At 51.1% G+C, this 18,502-nt stretch carries 16 protein-coding genes; all 16 read left to right on the top strand.

Annotation, left to right across the window (positions count from 1 at the left end; translation table 11 throughout):
- The first annotated feature begins 79 nt into the window (after positions 1-79).
- Complete coding sequence (gene rsmH, locus OCV96_RS09445) at positions 80-1,144, top strand: 16S rRNA (cytosine(1402)-N(4))-methyltransferase RsmH (RefSeq protein ID WP_227064571.1); 1,065 nt, start codon at positions 80-82, stop codon at positions 1,142-1,144.
- Between the two features lie 25 nt (positions 1,145-1,169).
- Positions 1,170-1,544, top strand: coding sequence for a hypothetical protein (locus OCV96_RS09440; protein ID WP_118501935.1), 375 nt, complete (start codon positions 1,170-1,172; stop codon positions 1,542-1,544).
- 15 nt (positions 1,545-1,559) lie between these two features.
- The gene (locus OCV96_RS09435) at positions 1,560-5,333 is read left to right on the top strand and encodes a DNA polymerase III subunit alpha (protein WP_262594372.1); all 3,774 of its coding nucleotides are present in this window, start codon (positions 1,560-1,562) and stop codon (positions 5,331-5,333) included.
- Between the two features lie 55 nt (positions 5,334-5,388).
- Complete coding sequence (pfkA, locus tag OCV96_RS09430) at positions 5,389-6,363, top strand: 6-phosphofructokinase (protein ID WP_117464717.1); 975 nt, start codon at positions 5,389-5,391, stop codon at positions 6,361-6,363.
- Between the two features lie 295 nt (positions 6,364-6,658).
- Positions 6,659-7,468, top strand: coding sequence for a TrmH family RNA methyltransferase (locus OCV96_RS09425; RefSeq protein ID WP_262594371.1), 810 nt, complete (start codon positions 6,659-6,661; stop codon positions 7,466-7,468).
- 157 nt (positions 7,469-7,625) lie between these two features.
- The gene (proC, locus tag OCV96_RS09420) at positions 7,626-8,423 is read left to right on the top strand and encodes a pyrroline-5-carboxylate reductase (RefSeq protein ID WP_262594370.1); all 798 of its coding nucleotides are present in this window, start codon (positions 7,626-7,628) and stop codon (positions 8,421-8,423) included.
- Positions 8,424-8,652: 229 nt separating this feature from the next.
- Positions 8,653-9,732, top strand: a complete 1,080-nt coding sequence (locus OCV96_RS09415) for a cell wall hydrolase (protein ID WP_262594369.1) — start codon at positions 8,653-8,655, stop codon at positions 9,730-9,732.
- A 184-nt stretch (positions 9,733-9,916) separates the two neighbouring features.
- Positions 9,917-10,396: an NfeD family protein gene (locus OCV96_RS09410; RefSeq protein WP_262594368.1), complete on the top strand. Its 480-nt coding sequence runs from the start codon at positions 9,917-9,919 to the stop codon at positions 10,394-10,396.
- Positions 10,397-10,477: 81 nt separating this feature from the next.
- Positions 10,478-11,401 carry an SPFH domain-containing protein gene (locus OCV96_RS09405; protein WP_022311896.1) on the top strand — a complete coding sequence of 308 codons (924 nt, stop codon included), beginning with the start codon at positions 10,478-10,480 and terminating at the stop codon, positions 11,399-11,401.
- 246 nt (positions 11,402-11,647) lie between these two features.
- Positions 11,648-12,631, top strand: coding sequence for an ornithine carbamoyltransferase (gene argF / locus OCV96_RS09400; protein ID WP_022311895.1), 984 nt, complete (start codon positions 11,648-11,650; stop codon positions 12,629-12,631).
- 2 nt (positions 12,632-12,633) lie between these two features.
- Positions 12,634-13,671 (top strand): biotin--[acetyl-CoA-carboxylase] ligase, encoded by a 1,038-nt coding sequence (locus tag OCV96_RS09395; protein WP_227064570.1) that lies wholly within the window; start codon positions 12,634-12,636, stop codon positions 13,669-13,671.
- A gap of 121 nt (positions 13,672-13,792) precedes the next feature.
- The gene (locus OCV96_RS09390) at positions 13,793-14,155 is read left to right on the top strand and encodes a DUF6145 family protein (protein ID WP_022311894.1); all 363 of its coding nucleotides are present in this window, start codon (positions 13,793-13,795) and stop codon (positions 14,153-14,155) included.
- A complete protein-coding gene (locus tag OCV96_RS09385; protein WP_022311893.1) occupies positions 14,152-14,922 on the top strand; it encodes a type III pantothenate kinase in 771 nt (256 codons plus the stop codon). The genes OCV96_RS09390 and OCV96_RS09385 overlap by 4 nt, the downstream gene beginning before the upstream one ends.
- 12 nt (positions 14,923-14,934) lie before the next feature.
- Complete coding sequence (locus tag OCV96_RS09380; protein ID WP_262594367.1) at positions 14,935-16,521, top strand: hypothetical protein; 1,587 nt, start codon at positions 14,935-14,937, stop codon at positions 16,519-16,521.
- On the top strand, positions 16,518-17,492 hold the full coding sequence (gene dusB / locus OCV96_RS09375) for a tRNA dihydrouridine synthase DusB (RefSeq protein WP_262594366.1): 975 nt from the start codon (positions 16,518-16,520) through the stop codon (positions 17,490-17,492). The genes OCV96_RS09380 and dusB overlap by 4 nt, the downstream gene beginning before the upstream one ends.
- Positions 17,493-17,595: 103 nt before the next feature.
- Positions 17,596-18,492, top strand: coding sequence for a hypothetical protein (locus OCV96_RS09370; protein WP_262594365.1), 897 nt, complete (start codon positions 17,596-17,598; stop codon positions 18,490-18,492).
- Positions 18,493-18,502 lie beyond the last annotated feature (10 nt).

Raw genomic sequence — 18,502 nt, 5'->3', positions numbered from 1 at the left:
GGACAAGGATATCTGATATGCGATATAATTACAGGGAACAGAACTGGAACAAAATGAGTGAAATGAGGTAACCATGGGAATGGATCAGGAACAGACACCCCACAAGCGCCGGGTGCGTTATAAAGGGAAATACCCCAGAAAATTTGAGGAAAAATATAAGGAATTACAGCCCGAAAAATACGGAGATACCATTGCCCATGTGATTCAGAAGGGAAACACTCCCGCAGGCATGCATATCTCCATTATGGTAAAGGAGATTCTGGATTTCCTGAAGATCCAGCCGGGAGAGACCGGATTTGATGCAACACTGGGCTACGGTGGACATACGAAAGCCATGTTGGAGCAGCTGCAGGGGCGTGGGCATATCTATGCCACAGACGTAGATCCGGAGGAGTCTGCCAAGACGAAGAAACGACTGGCAGAGGCCGGTTACGGAGAAGAGATTCTGACCATCAGATTACAGAATTTCTGCACTATAGATGAGATCGCAAAAGAGGTCGGCGGATTTGATTTTATTCTGGCGGATCTGGGAGTATCTTCCATGCAGATCGATAATCCCAGCAGAGGTTTTTCTTTCAAGGTGGACGGTCCGCTAGATCTCAGACTGAATCAGCAGCAAGGAATCAGTGCAGCAGAGCGCCTGGATACCATCAGCAGAGAAGAACTGGCGGGAATGCTTTACGAGAATTCCGACGAACCCTACTGCGAGGAACTGGCGAAGGCCATCACCGATGAGATCCGTAAAGGACACCGGATCGATACTACTACAAAATTAAGGGAAGTCATCGAAAAGACTCTGGATTTCCTCCCGGAGAAGGAGAAAAAGGATACCATCAAAAAGACCTGTCAGAGAACTTTTCAGGCCTTGCGTATTGATGTGAACCGCGAATTTGAAGTATTGTATGAGTTCATGGAAAAGCTGCCGGGAGCCTTGAAACCTGGCGGAAGAGTAGCTATCCTGACTTTCCATTCCGGCGAAGACAAGCTGGTGAAGCAGGCATTGAAGGAAGGCTACCGGAACGGCATTTATGCCGATTATGCGAAAGACGTGATCCGCCCTTCTGCGGAGGAATGTGTACAGAACGGCAGAGCCCGTTCCACGAAGATGCGTTGGGCGGTCCGGGCGGAAGAACAGACAGACTGACAGACGGAACAAAGGAGGTGTGAGAATGACTGTCATGGAATTTATCAATGCACACAGAGAGGATATGGATCCCTGCGAGTGCGTGATCCTGCCGGACGGCAGTGTGGAAGAGCCACAGCCTTCTCATATCAAAAAGCTGGAGGAAATCTCCGGCGAAGATAAACTGACACTGAACAGCCGTATGGAGAAAAATATGGAGCCCATATTTTTCATGGTGGAGTATACCGGCTGTATGTTAATATGGAGTACCCGTGTGGTGGTGCCTTCCCATCCCACACCGGCACAGGAAGAGACACTGGAGACCTTGTATTTCGCGGCGATGCTGGCTCCCGGCTACCACAGGGAACAGGTGGGAGCAACTTACGAGGAATGCGTCAGAAAAGCAAAAGAACTGCACTAGAAAGGGAACGACAAAATGGCATTTGCACATCTTCATGTTCATACAGAATATTCGCTGCTGGACGGTTCCAACAAGATCAAGGAGTACGTAGCCAGAGTCAAGGAACTGGGCATGAACAGCGCAGCGATCACCGATCACGGTGTTATGTACGGTGTGATCGATTTCTACCGTGCGGCAAGGGAAGCAGGAATTAAGCCGATCCTGGGCTGTGAGGTGTACGTGGCTCCCAACTCCCGGTTTGACAAGGAGCTGACCGGTGGAGAGGACCGTTATCACCATCTGGTGCTGTTAGCGGAGAACAATACCGGCTATGCGAACCTGATGAAAATCGTCAGCCGTGGCTTTACGGAAGGATATTATTATAAACCCCGTGTGGACATGGAAGTGCTGCAGGAGTTCCACGAGGGAATTATCGCATTGTCTGCCTGCCTTGCAGGTGAAGTGCCCCGGTTTATTCTGAAGGGAATGAAGGACGAAGCGAGAAAAGCGGCCCGCAAATACGAGGCCTGCTTCGGCAAGGGCAATTATTTTCTGGAATTGCAGGATCACGGTATCCCGGAGCAGCGTACGGTGAACATGGAACTGCTCCAGATGAGCAGAGAACTGGACATTCCGCTGGTAACCACCAACGATGTGCATTACACCTATGCTGAGGATGCGATTCCCCACGATATTCTGCTGTGTCTGCAGACCGGCAAAAAGCTGGCGGACGAGGATCGCATGCGTTATGAGGGCGGTCAGTATTACGTCAAGAGCGAAGAGGAAATGAAGGGACTGTTCCCCTATGCATGGGAGGCCGTGGAGAATACCCAGAGGATTGCAGACCGTTGTAATGTGGAGATAGAGTTTGGCGTGACGAAGCTGCCGAAATACGATGTGCCGGAGGGGTACGATTCCTGGAGCTACCTGAATAAGCTCTGCGATGACGGACTGGCAGAGCGTTACGGTGACGGTGACCAGCCTGCCGGGGAGACCGGACAGACCCTGCGGGAACGTCTGGATTACGAGCTGGGTGTCATCCGCAGAATGGGATATGTGGACTATTTCCTGATCGTATGGGATTTCATCAACTATGCGAAAGAGCACGGGATTCCGGTGGGACCGGGACGAGGTTCCGCTGCGGGAAGTATCGTGGCATATTGCCTGAAGATCACCAACATTGATCCCATTCATTATAATCTGCTGTTTGAACGTTTCCTGAATCCGGAACGTGTGTCCATGCCCGATATTGATGTGGACTTCTGCTTCGAACGGAGACAGGAAGTCATTGATTATGTGGGCAGAAAATACGGCAACGACAAGGTGGTGCAGATCGTTACGTTCGGTACCCTGGCAGCCAAGGGTGTCATCCGTGATGTGGGACGTGTGATGGATCTGCCCTATGCTTTTGTGGATTCCATTGCGAAGATGGTTCCCAACGAGTTGAATATTACCCTGAATAAGGCTCTGGAAATGAATCCGGAGTTCCGTAAGCTGTACCAGGAGGACGAACAGGTACATCATCTGATTGATATGTGCAAGCGTCTGGAAGGACTGCCCAGACATACCTCCATGCATGCAGCGGGTGTAGTCATCTGCCAGAAGTCGGCGGATGAATTTGTTCCTCTGTCCAGAGGCTCCGACGGTTCCATCGTTACCCAGTTTACCATGACGACATTGGAGGAACTGGGGCTTCTGAAAATGGATTTCCTTGGGCTGCGCACGCTGACAGTGATCCATGATGCGGTAAAATTCATTGAAAATACCACCGGCAGACATATTGATGTGGATGCGATTGACTACAACGATCCGAAGGTGCTGGCATCGATCGGCACCGGCAGAACGGAAGGAGTGTTCCAGCTGGAAAGTGCCGGAATGAAGAGCTTCATGAAGGAATTGCGTCCCCAGAATCTGGAAGATGTGGTGGCTGGTATTTCCCTGTATCGTCCAGGTCCTATGGATTTTATCCCGAAGTATATTCAGGGTAAAAATCATCCGGATGCGGTAACTTATGCCTGTCCCCAGCTGGAGCCGATCTTAAAGCCCACCTACGGCTGTATTGTATATCAGGAACAGGTAATGCAGATCGTTCGTGATCTGGCGGGCTATACACTGGGACGAAGCGATCTGGTGCGCCGTGCCATGAGTAAGAAGAAACAGTCCGTCATGGAAAAAGAGCGGGCCAACTTCATCTACGGCAACCCGGAGGAAAATGTCCCCGGCTGTATTGCCAACGGCATTGACGAGCAGACAGCCGGACAGATCTACGATATGATGATGGATTTCGCCAAATATGCGTTCAACAAGTCCCATGCGGCATGTTATGCAGTGGTGGCTTACCAGACAGCGTATTTGAAATACTATTATCCCGTAGAATTCATGGCGGCGTTGATGACGTCCGTCATCGATAACCCGAAAAAGGTATCCGAATATATTTTGAATTGCCGGAACATGGATATTGCCATTCTGCCTCCGGATGTGAATGCGGGAGAAGCCGGATTCTCCGTATCGGATGGCAAGATCCGTTATGCCCTGACGGCCATCAAGAGTGTGGGACGTCCCATCATTGACAGCCTGGTACAGGAGCGTAAGGAAAGAGGCCCTTTCACGAATCTGAAGGACTTTATTACCCGCATGTCCGATAAAAAAGAGATGAATAAGCGGGCTATTGAGAACCTGATCAAAGCAGGAGCTCTGGATGGTCTGGGCGGTACGAGAAAACAGTTCATGAGTGTCTATGTGCAGATCGCGGACCATATTGCCCATGATAAAAAGAACAATCTGGCCGGACAGATCTCCCTGTTTGACATTGCAGGGGAAGAGGATAAGGAAGAATTCGATATCCGGATGCCGGATGTGGGCGAATACAACAAGGAGATGCTGCTGGGCTTCGAAAAAGAGGTGCTGGGTGTCTACGTCAGCGGTCATCCCCTGGAGGAATATCAAGAGCTGTGGCAGAACTGCATCAGCAATACTGCCGGGGATTTTGCCCTGGATGAAGAGACCGGAGAGGTGCAGTTAGTCAGGGACCAGGCCAATGCAGTCATCGGAGGATTGATCGCGGACAAGACAGTAAAATACACCAAGAATGACAAGATCATGGCATTTTTGAATGTGGAGGATCTGATCGGTAATGTGGAAGTCGTGGTATTTCCACAGGTGTACGAGCGCTACAGTACCTTGCTTGTGGAGGATGCGAAGGTGTTTATCCGGGGCAGAGTATCCCTGGAAGAAGACAAGGACGGCAAGCTGATCTGCGACCAGATCATCAGTTTCGAGGATGCGCAGGCTGCGAGAGCGGCGAACCAGCCCCTGTTCCCCAGAAATTACGGAGGCCGGGGCGGCAGCAGCCGCGGCGGATCCTACGGAAACGGAAGTGGAAATGGCGGTGCCGGTGGATACCGGAATGCCGGGAACGGCTACGGACAATACCAAAATGACGGTATGAACAGCAACAGTATGTCGGTGGGACAGACCGGTCAGGCAGCAGGACAAATGCAGTCCGGGCAGCGTACACAGGCAAATGGAACCCCTCAGAAAAAAGGCATGCCGGCGGGAGCCTGGATCCAGTTCCCCAATATGGAGGCCTATAAGACCAGAGAGCAGGAACTGCTGCAGGCCATTGCGGATTCCGACGGGGATGACGATGTGGTGATCTATCTGCGGGACATTAAAAATATTAAGATCCTGCCCCAAAATCTCCAGGTAAAAGCCGACGGGGCATTAATGGAAAAGCTTACATTGCTGTTCGGAAAAGAAAATGTTAAATTTATAACGAAACCTATTGAAAACCGCTCAAAAATAGATTAAAATAAGGAATCGAGAAGAGAAAATTATTCGTTCGTTTACTTAGGAGGTAACAGTCATGGCAAAAGAGATTAAGACGATCGGCGTATTGACCAGCGGCGGTGATGCACCGGGAATGAACGCTGCTATTCGTGCAGTTGTTCGTACAGCCATTGCAAGAGGACTGAAGGTTAAGGGAATCAAAAAAGGCTATCAGGGTCTTTTGAATGAAGAGATCATAGATATGGAAGCCAAGGACGTATCCGATATCATTCAGCGCGGTGGTACGATCTTAGGAACCGCACGTTGTCTGGAGTTCAAGGAAGCGGAAGGACAGAAGAAGGGTGCTGAGATCTGCAGAAAGCACGGTATCGACGGTATCGTTGTCATCGGCGGTGACGGTTCTTACCGTGGTGCACAGGCACTGTCCAGACTTGGTATTAATACCATCGGTCTTCCCGGAACCATCGACCTGGATATTGCATGTACCGAGTACACAATCGGTTTCGATACTGCTGTCAACACAGCAATGCAGGCAATCGACAAGGTTAAGGATACTTCTTCCTCTCATGAGAGATGCAGTATCATCGAGGTAATGGGCAGAAATGCCGGTTATATCGCTCTGTGGTGCGGTATTGCCAACGGTGCCGAGGATATCCTGCTTCCCGAGAAGTACGATTACAACGAACAGAATATTATCAATAATATCATTACCAACCGTAAGCATGGTAAGACCCATCATATCATCATCAATGCCGAGGGAATCGGACATTCCACTTCCATGGCCCGTCGTATCGAGGCTGCTACCGGTATTGAGACCCGTGCTACGATCTTAGGTTACATGCAGCGTGGCGGAAGCCCTACTGCCAAGGATCGTTACTATGCATCTATCATGGGTGCTTACGCAGTAGATATCATGCTGGAGGGCAAGACCAACCGTGTCGTAGGTTATCAGCACGGTGAGTTCATCGATTTCGATATCGAAGAGGCTTTGCAGATGCAGAAGGGCATCAATGAGTACCAGTTCGAGGTATCTCATCTGCTGTCCATCTAATTTAATTTAGCAGTTCAGACTGCGAAGCAGGCACTTTTATAAATAAGAGTGTCTGAACGGATATGAAGACAAAGGCGTTTCCCATTGCGTGGAAACGCCTTTTTGACTATAATAAACTCATCCATAGAATGCATCCCGACTGCTTGCAGGCAGGGGATCATTCTATGAGAGGAGTAAACAAACATAAGTAAGTAGGGCGATTAGCCCGGATTACGCATGTTTGTTATGGTTTCGAAAGTTCGCAGAACGGAGAAACCATATTATTATGATGCTTAGGAGCGGTTAGCAGACAGATATGATCACAAGCAACAACAATGCAAAAGTAAAACAGGTGGTGCAGTGGCAGACCAAGGCAAAGGAGCGCCGCAAGGATCACGTATTTCTGGCAGAAGGTATCAGAATGTGTGAGGAGGCTCCGGTAAAAAACGTGCGGGAGGTCTACCTTACGGAAGAACTGGAGCAAAAGATCCGGCAGAATGCCCAGAACGGAGACACAGCATTCTGGGACAAGCTGCAGCAGACCGGTTACGAGACCGTATCCCCGGAAGTCTTTGCCAAAATGGCGGATACCCAGACCCCACAGGGCATTCTGACAGTGCTGGAACAGCCGGTCTATGACCTGACACAGCTGTTGGAACAGCCGGATCCTTTATTTCTGATGCTGGAAAATCTGCAGGATCCGGGCAATCTGGGAACCATGATCCGTACCGGAGAAGGAGCAGGGATAACGGGTGTTATCATGAACAACCAGACGGTTGATATCTTTAATCCCAAGACCATCCGTGCCACCATGGGGTCTATTTTCCGGGTACCCTTTGTCTACGTGCCGGATCTGGCACCGGTGCTGGAACAGATGCATGCAAAAGGTATCTACACCTATGCGGCACACTTGAAAGGACAGGAATACTACGATTCCTTTTCTTTCCGGGAGCCTACGGCGTTCCTCATCGGCAACGAAGGAAACGGCTTATCCAAGGAAATCTCCGACCAGGCGGGACAGTATCTCAAGATCCCCATGGAGGGCAGGGTGGAATCCCTGAATGCCTCCATTGCAGCGGCCCTTCTGATGTACGAGGCCCACAGACAGCGAAGCGCAAGACTGTAACTATCCCGGACCCATTTGCCTTATAGATATTATCAAATGCCAGGCATTCGATGCGCAGCCGATAATATTTACATGGCTCTGAATAATTATGATGTCGGGGTCAAAAGCCCACGACACAATAATAATAGAAGAAAGACAGAACAGGAGGAAAGATATCATGAAGATCGGATTTATCGGACTGGGAAATATGGCCACTGCCATGATCGGAGGAATGTTGCAAAAAGGAATTGCAGCTCCGGAGGACATCATTGGTTCAGCCAGAACGGAAACAACAGTGGAAAAAGTTAAAACAAAATTTAATATTAACACAACAACGGATAACAAAATCGTAGCGGCACAGGCAGACATTCTGTTCCTGGCAGTGAAACCCATCTTTTTCCCGGAGGTGATCGACCAGATCAAAGATGTTGTGACAGAGGATACCCTGATCGTCAGCATTGCGGCAGGAAGAACTCTGGACTATCTGAAAGAGGCTTTCGGCAGACCGGAATTGAAGCTGATCCGCTGCATGCCCAATACTCCGGCACTGGTACTGGAAGGCTGCACCGGCGTCTGTGCGGAAGAAAACGTCACGGAGGAAGACATGGAGCAGGTACTGGCACTGTTACGTTCCTTCGGCATTGCCAGTGTGGTACCGGAACGGCTGATGGATGTAGTCGTAGGTGTCAGCGGTAGCTCCCCTGCCTATGTGTTCATGTTCATTGAAGCAATGGCAGACGAGGCAGTAGCCGCCGGAATGCCCAGAAAACAGGCTTATGAATTCGCGGCACAATCCGTCCTTGGCAGTGCCAGGATGGTGCTGGAGACCGGCAGACATCCCGGAGAACTGAAGGACATGGTGTGCTCCCCCGGTGGAACCACGATCCAGGCAGTCAAGGTACTGGAGGAAAAAGGCATGCGCGCCGCTGTCATGGATGCCATGGATGCCTGCATTGAGAAGTCCAAAAGCATGTAGTGACAGCTCGACTCTGTTCATGGTCGAGCTGTCATGGCTAAATAGCGCCCAAAGTCCCAAAACTTGACAAAAATTTTGTCATCTGTTATGATATCTCGCGTAACAAATTTAATATTTTTGTAACAAACCAGTGAAAATCTTAATAATTTCAGCATATACTATTCACTGGTGAGATCCACAGGTATCACACCCATCGGGGAATCTTCCTGTGGGAAAGGCGTGTATCAAGATGACAAAAAGCAGAAGAATGCTGGTTGTATGTGCAGGACTGCTCTGTTCTATCTTCCTGAGCATGCAAATGAGCATGACCGCACAGGCAAGCAATACTAAAAACTATGTCAATGATCTGAACGGTGGTGTCGCATCGATCTTAGACCCCGGTTCCAAAAACAGTACCGAGGTCATCAATGCAACGGTGAAGGAATTAAATCTGACATTCCCCGCTGAGGAAGAGATCAGTTCCGGGCTGGTCATGGCAAACGTAAAAGATGCCGTGAATGTACGAAGCGATGCCAATGAGGATGCTTCCAAGGTCGGCAAGCTGTACAAAGACTGCGGAGGTACGATTTTAGAGCGCAGGGACGGTTGGACCAAGATCCAGTCCGGTACGCTGATCGGCTGGGCCAAAGACGAATATCTCCTGTTCGGGGATGATGCGAAGGCACTGGCCAATGATGTGGGCAGAATGATCGCACAGATCAACACGGAGACTCTTCGTGTGAGAACCGAGGCGGATCAGGATGCCGGAGTCCTGGGACTTCTTCCCAAGGGCGATATAGTGGATGTGGTAGATAACAGTAATCCCGAATGGGTCTGCATCGACTACGAAGGAGCAGACGGATATGTGTCTGCGGAGTATGTAACAGTGGATTTCCAGATCGACTCCGGTGAGACTTTAGAGGAGATCAAGGCAAGAGAAGCTGCAGAGCGTGAAGCAAAACGCCATGTGAACTACGGCGAATACACCACCGATGCGGATACCACGCAGCTGTTGGCAGCATTGATCCAGTGCGAGGCAGGATGCGAGAGCTACGAAGGACAGCTGGCAGTAGGTGCTGTCGTTATGAACCGTGTACGAAGCGGTGCTTACCCGAGTAGCATTCATGGTGTGATCTATGCGTCCGGACAGTTCACTCCGGCATTGAACGGTAAGGTAAATACCGTATACGAATCCGGCAAGATCAACGCAAGCTGCATCAAGGCAGCGGAAGAAGCCATCTCCGGCGTATCCAATGTGGGAGATTTGACACACTTCAGACGTAACAACGGCCGTGACGGAATCGTGATCGGTAATCATGTATTCTATTAAAATCACAAAACTGAAATCACAAAATTGCAAAAGAGGCGGTGTCCCAAAGGGGATGCCGTCTTTTTGACTACAAAGACATCTGCAGACAGCACAATAACCATAAGTATCGTGCGAAGGTAGCAGTTGCCACACACATACATTTGTAGTACACTGGATACAACTACAAAACCAAAGGAGTGATCACATGAGTGAAATGGTAACCTTGTGGCTTGTGGTATTGATCGTATCGATCGGTGTGGAGGTCGCCACTCTGGGACTGACGAGCATCTGGTTCGCCGGAGGCGCCGTTGTGGCAGTGATTGCCGCCGCATTGCAGGCACCGATCTGGTTGCAGATCCTGTTATTTTTTGCAGTGTCTCTGCTGCTGTTATTTTTCACCAGACCTGTCGCAGTCAGATATTTCAACAAAGACCGCGTAAGGACGAATGTGGAAAGTATGATCGGCAGACAGGCAATCGTGACCAGTGAGATCGACAATCTGCAGGGCATCGGACAGGTAACGGTGGGCGGCCAGGAGTGGAGCGCCAGAACCGAAAAAGACGGACTGAATCTACAGCCCGGAACGGTGGTAGACATCGTGGCAGTCAGTGGTGTCAAGCTGATCGTCAAGGTGGATCCGCAGATGACGAAGGTCACCGGGGAAGTACCGGAGTCACAGAATTAAGAATCGTGTAACACGGATACATGAGGGAAAAGCGCGTACAGAGGTACGCAGCGTACACGAATGTACGCAGAAGGAGGAAAAATGGTAGCATTAATCATTATTGTCGTTTTAGTATTATGGATCTGTGTATCCTGTATCAAGATCGTGCCTCAGGCACAGGCCTACGTGATCGAACGTCTGGGTGCTTATCAGTCCACCTGGAATGTAGGATTCAATCTGAAGATCCCGTTCATCGATAAGGTAGCCAGAAAAGTCAATTTAAAAGAGCAGGTAGCGGATTTCCCACCCCAGCCCGTAATCACCAAGGATAACGTAACCATGCGGATCGATACCGTAGTCTTTTACCAGATCACAGATCCCAAGCTGTTCACCTACGGTGTAGAGAATCCCATGATGGCTATTGAGAATCTGACCGCCACCACCCTGCGTAATATCATCGGTGACCTGGAACTGGACCAGACCCTGACTTCCCGTGAGACCATCAACACCAAGATGCGTGCGGCACTGGATATCGCCACCGATCCCTGGGGTATCAAGGTCAACCGTGTGGAGCTGAAGAACATCATCCCTCCCGCAGAGATCCAGAATGCCATGGAGAAGCAGATGAAGGCAGAGCGTGAGAGACGTGAAGCTGTTACCCGTGCAGAAGGTGAGAAGAAGGCTAAGATCCTGGAGGCAGAAGGTGCCAAGGAGTCCGCAATCCTTCGTGCAGAGGCAGATAAGCAGGCAGCCATCCTTCGTGCGGAAGCTGAGAAGGAGAAGATGATCCGCGAGGCAGAAGGTGAAGCCGAAGCCATCCTCAAGGTACAGCAGGCAAATGCCGACGGTATCAAGATGCTGAAGGAAGCAGGCGCAGATGCCGCAGTCCTGAAGTTAAAGAGCCTGGAAGCTTTTGAAAAGGTAGCTGACGGCCAGGCCACCACCATCCTGCTGCCCGCAGAGTTGCAGGGCATTGCCAGCGTGGCAGAGACCTTCAAGGCAGCCGCAGGCAAAAAGGCAGAATAAGTAAACTAAAAAACGATAAACCAAAGCCACTTTCCGGGAAATACGGAGGGTGGCTTTTTTATGTCGGATTCACAAAAAACAATGACGGGGGATAAACGCGAGGGGTTGAAAAACACAGAATAATGAAGTATATTGATTACATATAGCTTGTTACAGGCAACGTTCGTGACAGGGATATCAATGGACAAAATCAGAAAACAGAGGCTGCGGGCGCAAGGTCGGAAAGCTTCGGAAAAGAGGAGTATTATGGATTTAAAGGGACGCGATTTTTTGAAATTACTGGACTTTACACCGGAAGAGATTGAATATCTGCTGGATCTGGCGGCAGACCTGAAGGATAAGAAGAAAAAAGGAATCCCCGTAGATACTCTCCGAGGCAAGAATGTAGCGCTGATCTTTGAGAAGACCAGTACCCGTACCAGATGTGCTTTTGAAGTGGCAGCCCATGATCTGGGAATGGGAACGACTTATCTGGATCCCACCGGATCCCAGATCGGCAAAAAGGAAAGCATTGCCGATACTGCCAGAGTACTGGCAGGCATGTTCGAGGGTATCGAATATCGTGGCTTCGGACAGGATATTGTGGAGGAACTGGCAAAATATTCCAAGGTGCCCGTATGGAACGGCCTGACCAACGAATTCCATCCCACCCAGATGCTGGCAGACCTTCTGACCATCCGTGAACATTTCGGACATCTGAAGGGAATCCGCATGACTTACATGGGAGACGCCCGTTACAACATGGGTAACTCTCTGATGGTAGCCTGCGCGAAGATGGGCATGCACTTTACCGCATGTACCACCGCAAAATATTTCCCGGCGAAGGAGCTGGTAGCGGAGTGTGAGGCCATTGCGGCACAGACCGGCGGCAGTATTACCCTGACCGAGGATGTGAAGGCGGGCACGAAGGATGTGGACGTGATATACACTGACGTGTGGGTATCCATGGGCGAGCCCGACGAAGTATGGACCGAGCGTATTAAGGAGCTGTCTCCTTATCAGGTGAATAAAGCAGTCATGGACAATGCCGGCGAGCAGGCCATTTTCATGCACTGTCTTCCTGCATTCCATGATCTGAAGACCAAGATCGGTGCCCAGATGGGTGAGCGTTTCGGCATCACCGAGATGGAAGTGACCGATGAAGTATTTGAATCCGGCCAGTCTCTGGTGTTTGAAGAGGCTGAGAACCGTATGCATACGATTAAGGCAGTGATGGCGGCGACTTTATGAGTATGAAAGCAAAGATTTTAGAGCTTCTTCGGGAAAAGAAGGATCGGGTGGCAGCAGGAGCACCGGAAAGCGAGGCCTATGTCTCCGGGCAGGAGCTCTGCGAGCAGTTCGGTGTATCGAGAACTGCGGTATGGAAAGCCATCGGACAACTGAAAAAAGAAGGCTATGTCATTGAAGCGGTACAGAACCGCGGCTACCGTCTGCTGGATCAGACGGAGGAAGTCTACAACCAGGCGGATATCCAGAGCAGATTAAAGACGAAATGGGTGGCACATCCTTTACAGTTTTTTGACAGTATCGATTCCACCAATATCCGTGCCAAACTGGAAGCGGAACAGGGCGCGGAGAGCGGCCTGTTGGTGGTGTCGGATATGCAGAGCGCCGGACGCGGCAGAAGAGGCCGGGGCTGGGAGAGCCCCGCAGGGATAAATATTTATTACACCCTGATGTTAAAACCGGATTTTTCATCGGACTGTGCACCGATGCTGACGTTAGTCATGGCACTGGCGGTGGCGAAGGGCATCCGGCAGACACTGCGCCGCGACAGCGAAGAGGCAGCAGCCAAGGTCGGCATCAAGTGGCCCAACGATATTGTAGTGGACGGTAAAAAGGTCTGCGGCATTCTCACGGAGATGAGCATGGAGCAGGGGTACATCCAGCACATCGTCATCGGTGTGGGCATCAATGTGCGTAAGCAGGAATTTCCCGAGGAGATCCGGGACCGGGCGGCAGCCATTGATGAACAATGCGGCTTCCGCATTTCCCGCAGTCAGCTGATTGCGGATATTATGGAAGCCTTCGAGGAAGATTACGAGATCTTTTTACGGACCCATGACCTGAAAGGTCTGCGGGCCTCCTATGCGGAACTTCTGGTAAATCAGGATAGGGAAGTCTGCGTGCTGGATCCCAAGGGCGAATACCGTGGCATTGCCAGAGGCATCAACGACCAGGGAGAGCTTCTGGTGGAGAGACCGGACGGCACCGTGGAGGAAGTCTATGCCGGAGAGGTATCGGTCCGCGGAATCTATGGGTATGTGTAGGCAGGTACAGCATTTTCCGGGATGGCAGAAGGCAGGACGGACAGCCGGATGGAAAGACCGGAATAAAAAGACCGGAACAGATAGTCCGTGACAGAATTGAGACAGAACAGGATATAGAAGTATGGACGAGAACAAGATCGTACTCTGCGGCGCCAATGCCTATGAGAAGAAATATTATTTTAACGAAGAACAATTTAAGATGATTCCGGATTCCATCAAGCAGGAGCTGCATGTGATCTGCGTGCTCTTCACCGAGGAAGTGGGCGGTGTCTTTACCATTGCCTTTGAGGAGGATGGAAATGTGGTCATGGAGACCAATGCGGATGATGATGACATCTATTATGATGAGATCTCTTCCGGACTGTTGATCTCTGAGATCCGTAGGAACAGACAGGAGCTTTTCGAGTCCCTGAGTCTGTATTACCGTGTGTTTATCAAAAAAGAAGATGTATCCGCATTGCTGGATGAGGAGGACGATGAATGATTTTTGTCATTGATGTAGGCAACACGAATATGACCATGGGTGTCTTTCAGGGGAAAAAGCTGGAAGCCACCTTCAGGATCATGACGAAGACCCCCAGAACCTCAGATGAATACGGGATCATGATCACCCAGCTGCTAAAAAATAACGGTATCGAAGTGACGGACATCGAGGGAGTCATCATTGCCAGCGTAGTGCCGGATGTGATGCATTCCCTGACCAGTTCCATCATCCGTTATCTCAAGACAAAACCACTGATCGTGGGCCCCGGTGTGAAGAGCGGCATCAAGGTCGCTACCGAGGATCCCCGGGCCATCGGTGCAGACCGTATCGTGGATGCGGTGGCAGCTTATGTGAAATACGGTGGACCGGTGCTGGTACTGGATTTCGGTACGGCGACCACCTATGATCTGATCACGGAGGACGGACGTTTTACTGCAGGAATCACTGCTCCCGGTATCCGGATCAGTTCGGAGGCTCTGTGGAAAGAGACGGCGAAGCTGCCGAATATTGAGATCCGTAAGCCGAAGACCATCCTGGCACAGGAGACCATTACCAGTATGCAGGCAGGACTCATGTACGGTCAGATCGGCCAGACGGAATACATTATCCGCAAGGTAAAGGAAGAGAGCGGGCTTGCGGAGCTGAAGGTCGTGGCCACCGGAGGCTTAGGCCGTGCCATTGCGGACGAGACCGACAGCATTGATATCTATGACAGTTCTCTGACACTGGATGGACTGCGGATCATCTACGACAAGAATAGACGTTGATAGGGGAATGACATGATAAAGCTGGAAAAAGCAGCAACAAAGATTATGGCAGCCATCGGAACAGCAGTAATGCTGTTCCTGCTGTTTTATTCCTGGAAATATACGAAGAGGCTGGTGGAACCGGAATATTATCTGGATGAAAAAGACAGTATCCTCTGGAATGCTCTTGTCAGCATAGTGCTGGTGGCGGTATGCGGGGCTCTGTCCGGAGTGATGAAAAAGATCCCGGCGTGGGCACTGCATCTGCTGGCAGTTCTGGGAGCTGTGACAGCAGTGATTCTGGGGATAAGGCTTGCGAGGGCCGCCGGAGCGGAGAGCATTGCGGACCAGTATTATGTGCAAAGAGCAGCTATGGCACTGGCGGACGGTGATGCGGAATGGGTGCTGGCACAGGATTACTATGGTATCTATCCGTTCCAGCTGGGACTGGCGGAGATCTTCGCCTTAATCTTCCGTGTGGCAGGCTCAACGGAACGGCTCGTGATCCAACAGGTACAGGCGGTCTGCGGAGGCATCACGCTGTATGTGGGATTTAGGATCGTGCGGGAACTGTCGGGAAGCCGGGCAGCGGAACTGCTGTATCTTGTGGCGGAGCTTTTGTTCCTGCCGGTGTATTGCTATGCTTTGTTTATCTATGGTGAGAGTATCGGAACCTGCAGCGTCCTGTGTGCCATCTGGTGTTACCTGATGGCCAACCGGCCGGAGGGAAAGGTGTGGCAGAAGGGACTGCTGTGGAGTGCCGTCGCGTTATTCATGGGACTGGCGTATGCGACCAGAAATGTATTGCTGGTGGTATGGATCGCCATGGTCATCATGCAGATCCTGGTGCTGCTTCGCAGTAAAAAATGGCAGGGACTGCCGGCGCTCTGCGTGGTGCTGGCAGTCATGCTGCTGGGGAAAACGACTCTCTGTCACATGGCGGAAGGACAGCTTGACCGGGAATATGGTTCCGGTGCTCCGTATGTGCTGTGGGTTGCCATGGGAATGCAGGAGAATCCCGACGCCCTGAAGGGGCCGGGAACCTACAATGACTATAATCTGGACACTTATCTGCAGGCCGGGTATGACAGCATAGAGGCAGCAGAAGTGGCCAAAGGAGATATCAGGCAGTGTCTGGCAAAATGGCAGGAGGATCCCGTGGCAGCCGTTACGTTTCTCAAGGAGAAACTGCTGATCCAGTGGATCGAGCCTACTTATTGCAGCTTTAACCAGACCAGATATCAGTACCGGCCGCAAGGCTGGGTGGAAGACCTCTATACCGGACAGGCCAATGAAAGAGCACTGGCATTCCTGAACCGTTTTCAGGGAATGGTATATCTGGCGGTTTTCGGATATTATTTGAGGATCCTGCTGGGAAAACTGAAAGGTGTACAGGTACTTCCGGGGATTATTTTTCTGGGCGGCTTTTTCATTACGATCCTCTGGGAGGCCAAGAGCCGTTATGTGTATCCCTATATCGTCATGATCCTTCCCAGCGCGGCATGCAGTATGGAGTATTACAGCCGTCTGCTGGCGGGTGGCATCGGGAGGATTGCAGGCGGTATTGCGAGTAGTAGGGAAAGGAAACAGAAACAAAAAGAAATAGGAAGGACAGCATGAAAAAATTACAGATTGGTAATGTGACCCTGGACAACCCGGTGATCCTGGCACCCATGGCGGGAGTATCCGACCTGCCGTTCCGCCTGCTTTGCAGGGAGATGGGAGCGGCGCTGGTGTGCATGGAAATGGTCAGTGCCAAAGCCATATATTATAACAATAAAAATACGGACAGTCTCATGGAGATCCATCCCGAGGAAGTGCCGGCTTCCCTGCAGCTGTTCGGCTCAGATCCCCAGATCCTTGCGGAGATGGCAAAACGGATCGAGGAACGTCCTTTTTCCATACTGGATCTGAATATGGGCTGCCCGGTGCCGAAGGTCGTGAACAACGGCGAAGGCTCCGCACTGATGAAGGATCCGAAGCTGGTGGAGCAGATTCTGACGGCACTGGTAAAGGCCATCAACAAACCGGTGACGGTAAAGATCCGCAAGGGCTTTGATGATGACCATGTCAATGCCGTGGAGATCGCGAAGATTGCGGAAGCCTGCGGTGTGGCGGCAGTGGCGGTGCACGGACGGACTAGAGCCCAGTACTACAGCGGACAGGCAGACTGGGATATCATCGCACAGGTGAAGGATGCAGTGAAGATTCCAGTGATCGGCAACGGGGATGTGGACAGCCCGGAAAAAGCAAAAGCCATTCTGGAACAGACCGGCTGCGATGGTGTCATGATCGGCCGGGCGGCAGAAGGAAATCCCTGGATTTTCCGGGAGGTGGTATCCTATCTGGAAAACGGCACGATCCCGGCAAGACCCACGAACCGGGAGAAGCGGGAGCTGATCCTGCGCCATGCGGCATTGCAGCTGGAATACAAGGGAGAATACACCGGTGTCCGGGAGATGCGCAAGCACCTGTCCTGGTATACGGTGGGAATGCCCCATTCCGCTCATTTCCGCCAGACCATCAATACCATGGAGAAAATGGACGAACTGATCCGGGGAGTGCAGGAAATCTTTCCGGACGAAGTGTAGTGCGGATTTTAGATACAGCAATGCATTATGAGGCAGACCTTGCATGATATGATGTTGTGCGCGGTGTGGTGCATATAATTGGGATGACTGCATACAATGAAGCATGGACACTATTTTGTATCTCTATCCGGCGCGACGGACAGCGATGTGCGGGACACCGCCGGAGGAAAAAGCGGAACTGCGCCGGGGAAAACTGAAGAAATTTTTGCCCTTCCTGTGGAAAAAGGGAGAAGACCGGCGCCCTGTGGTGACTGTGAGCCGGACGGAATATTTTTTCCCGGACTATCATCTGGTCAGAGTGTCGGTAGCCAGAACGGAAGGCATGGATAAAGAACAGGCGGAGCTGGCACTCACGGAGCTAAAGCTCACGGAGCTAAAGCTCCGGGAACAATTACAGGAACTGACAGAGGATCCGGATCACACCTATGTGGTGTGCCGTGAGCCTCTTTCTTTTTATTTCGGAAGGGAATTCCGGGATTATCTGCAACAGGAGTGGATCGAACATCTGCTGCGCTACGGGGAGAGAGCGGGCGGCTATCCGGCGTGGCCGGATCTGGTCCTGCTGGGGAGAAATCCGTATCTGCCTTATGTCGTGCTCCGCTATGCTGCCAGATTGCAGAGCATGAAATGGTATCTTACGGAAAGAGAATACCGGGAGGAGGAAGAGTGGCTGACCGGGGAACTGGAGGATGAGTACGGTCTGATCCCGGAGATCCGGCTGCTTGCGGAAAATGCGGACTACGGACGAGTACGGCTGCAGGGGACGAAACCCTGCGTGGTACTGGATTTTTGCGACAATGAAAAGGTCTACGGCGGCGGACTGGCAGCAGGCAGTATCTGGCTGGATTTTCCGGCATCGGAGGACAAGGAGCACCGGGCCCTGGTACAATGTCCGCAGATCCGTTATTTTTCCATGAAAAAAGAGTGGAAAGACCCTCGAAAAGCCCGGGAATACCTTGACACCATCAGCAAAAATGGGTATAATAACTCGGTTGATTAGGCTAGTATAG

This window comes from Waltera acetigignens, from assembly GCF_025567015.1.
GTDB classification, from domain to species: domain Bacteria; phylum Bacillota; class Clostridia; order Lachnospirales; family Lachnospiraceae; genus Acetatifactor; species Acetatifactor acetigignens.
The sequence above is the reverse complement of the archived record's forward strand: the minus strand, read 5'-3'. Positions and strand labels throughout refer to the sequence as shown.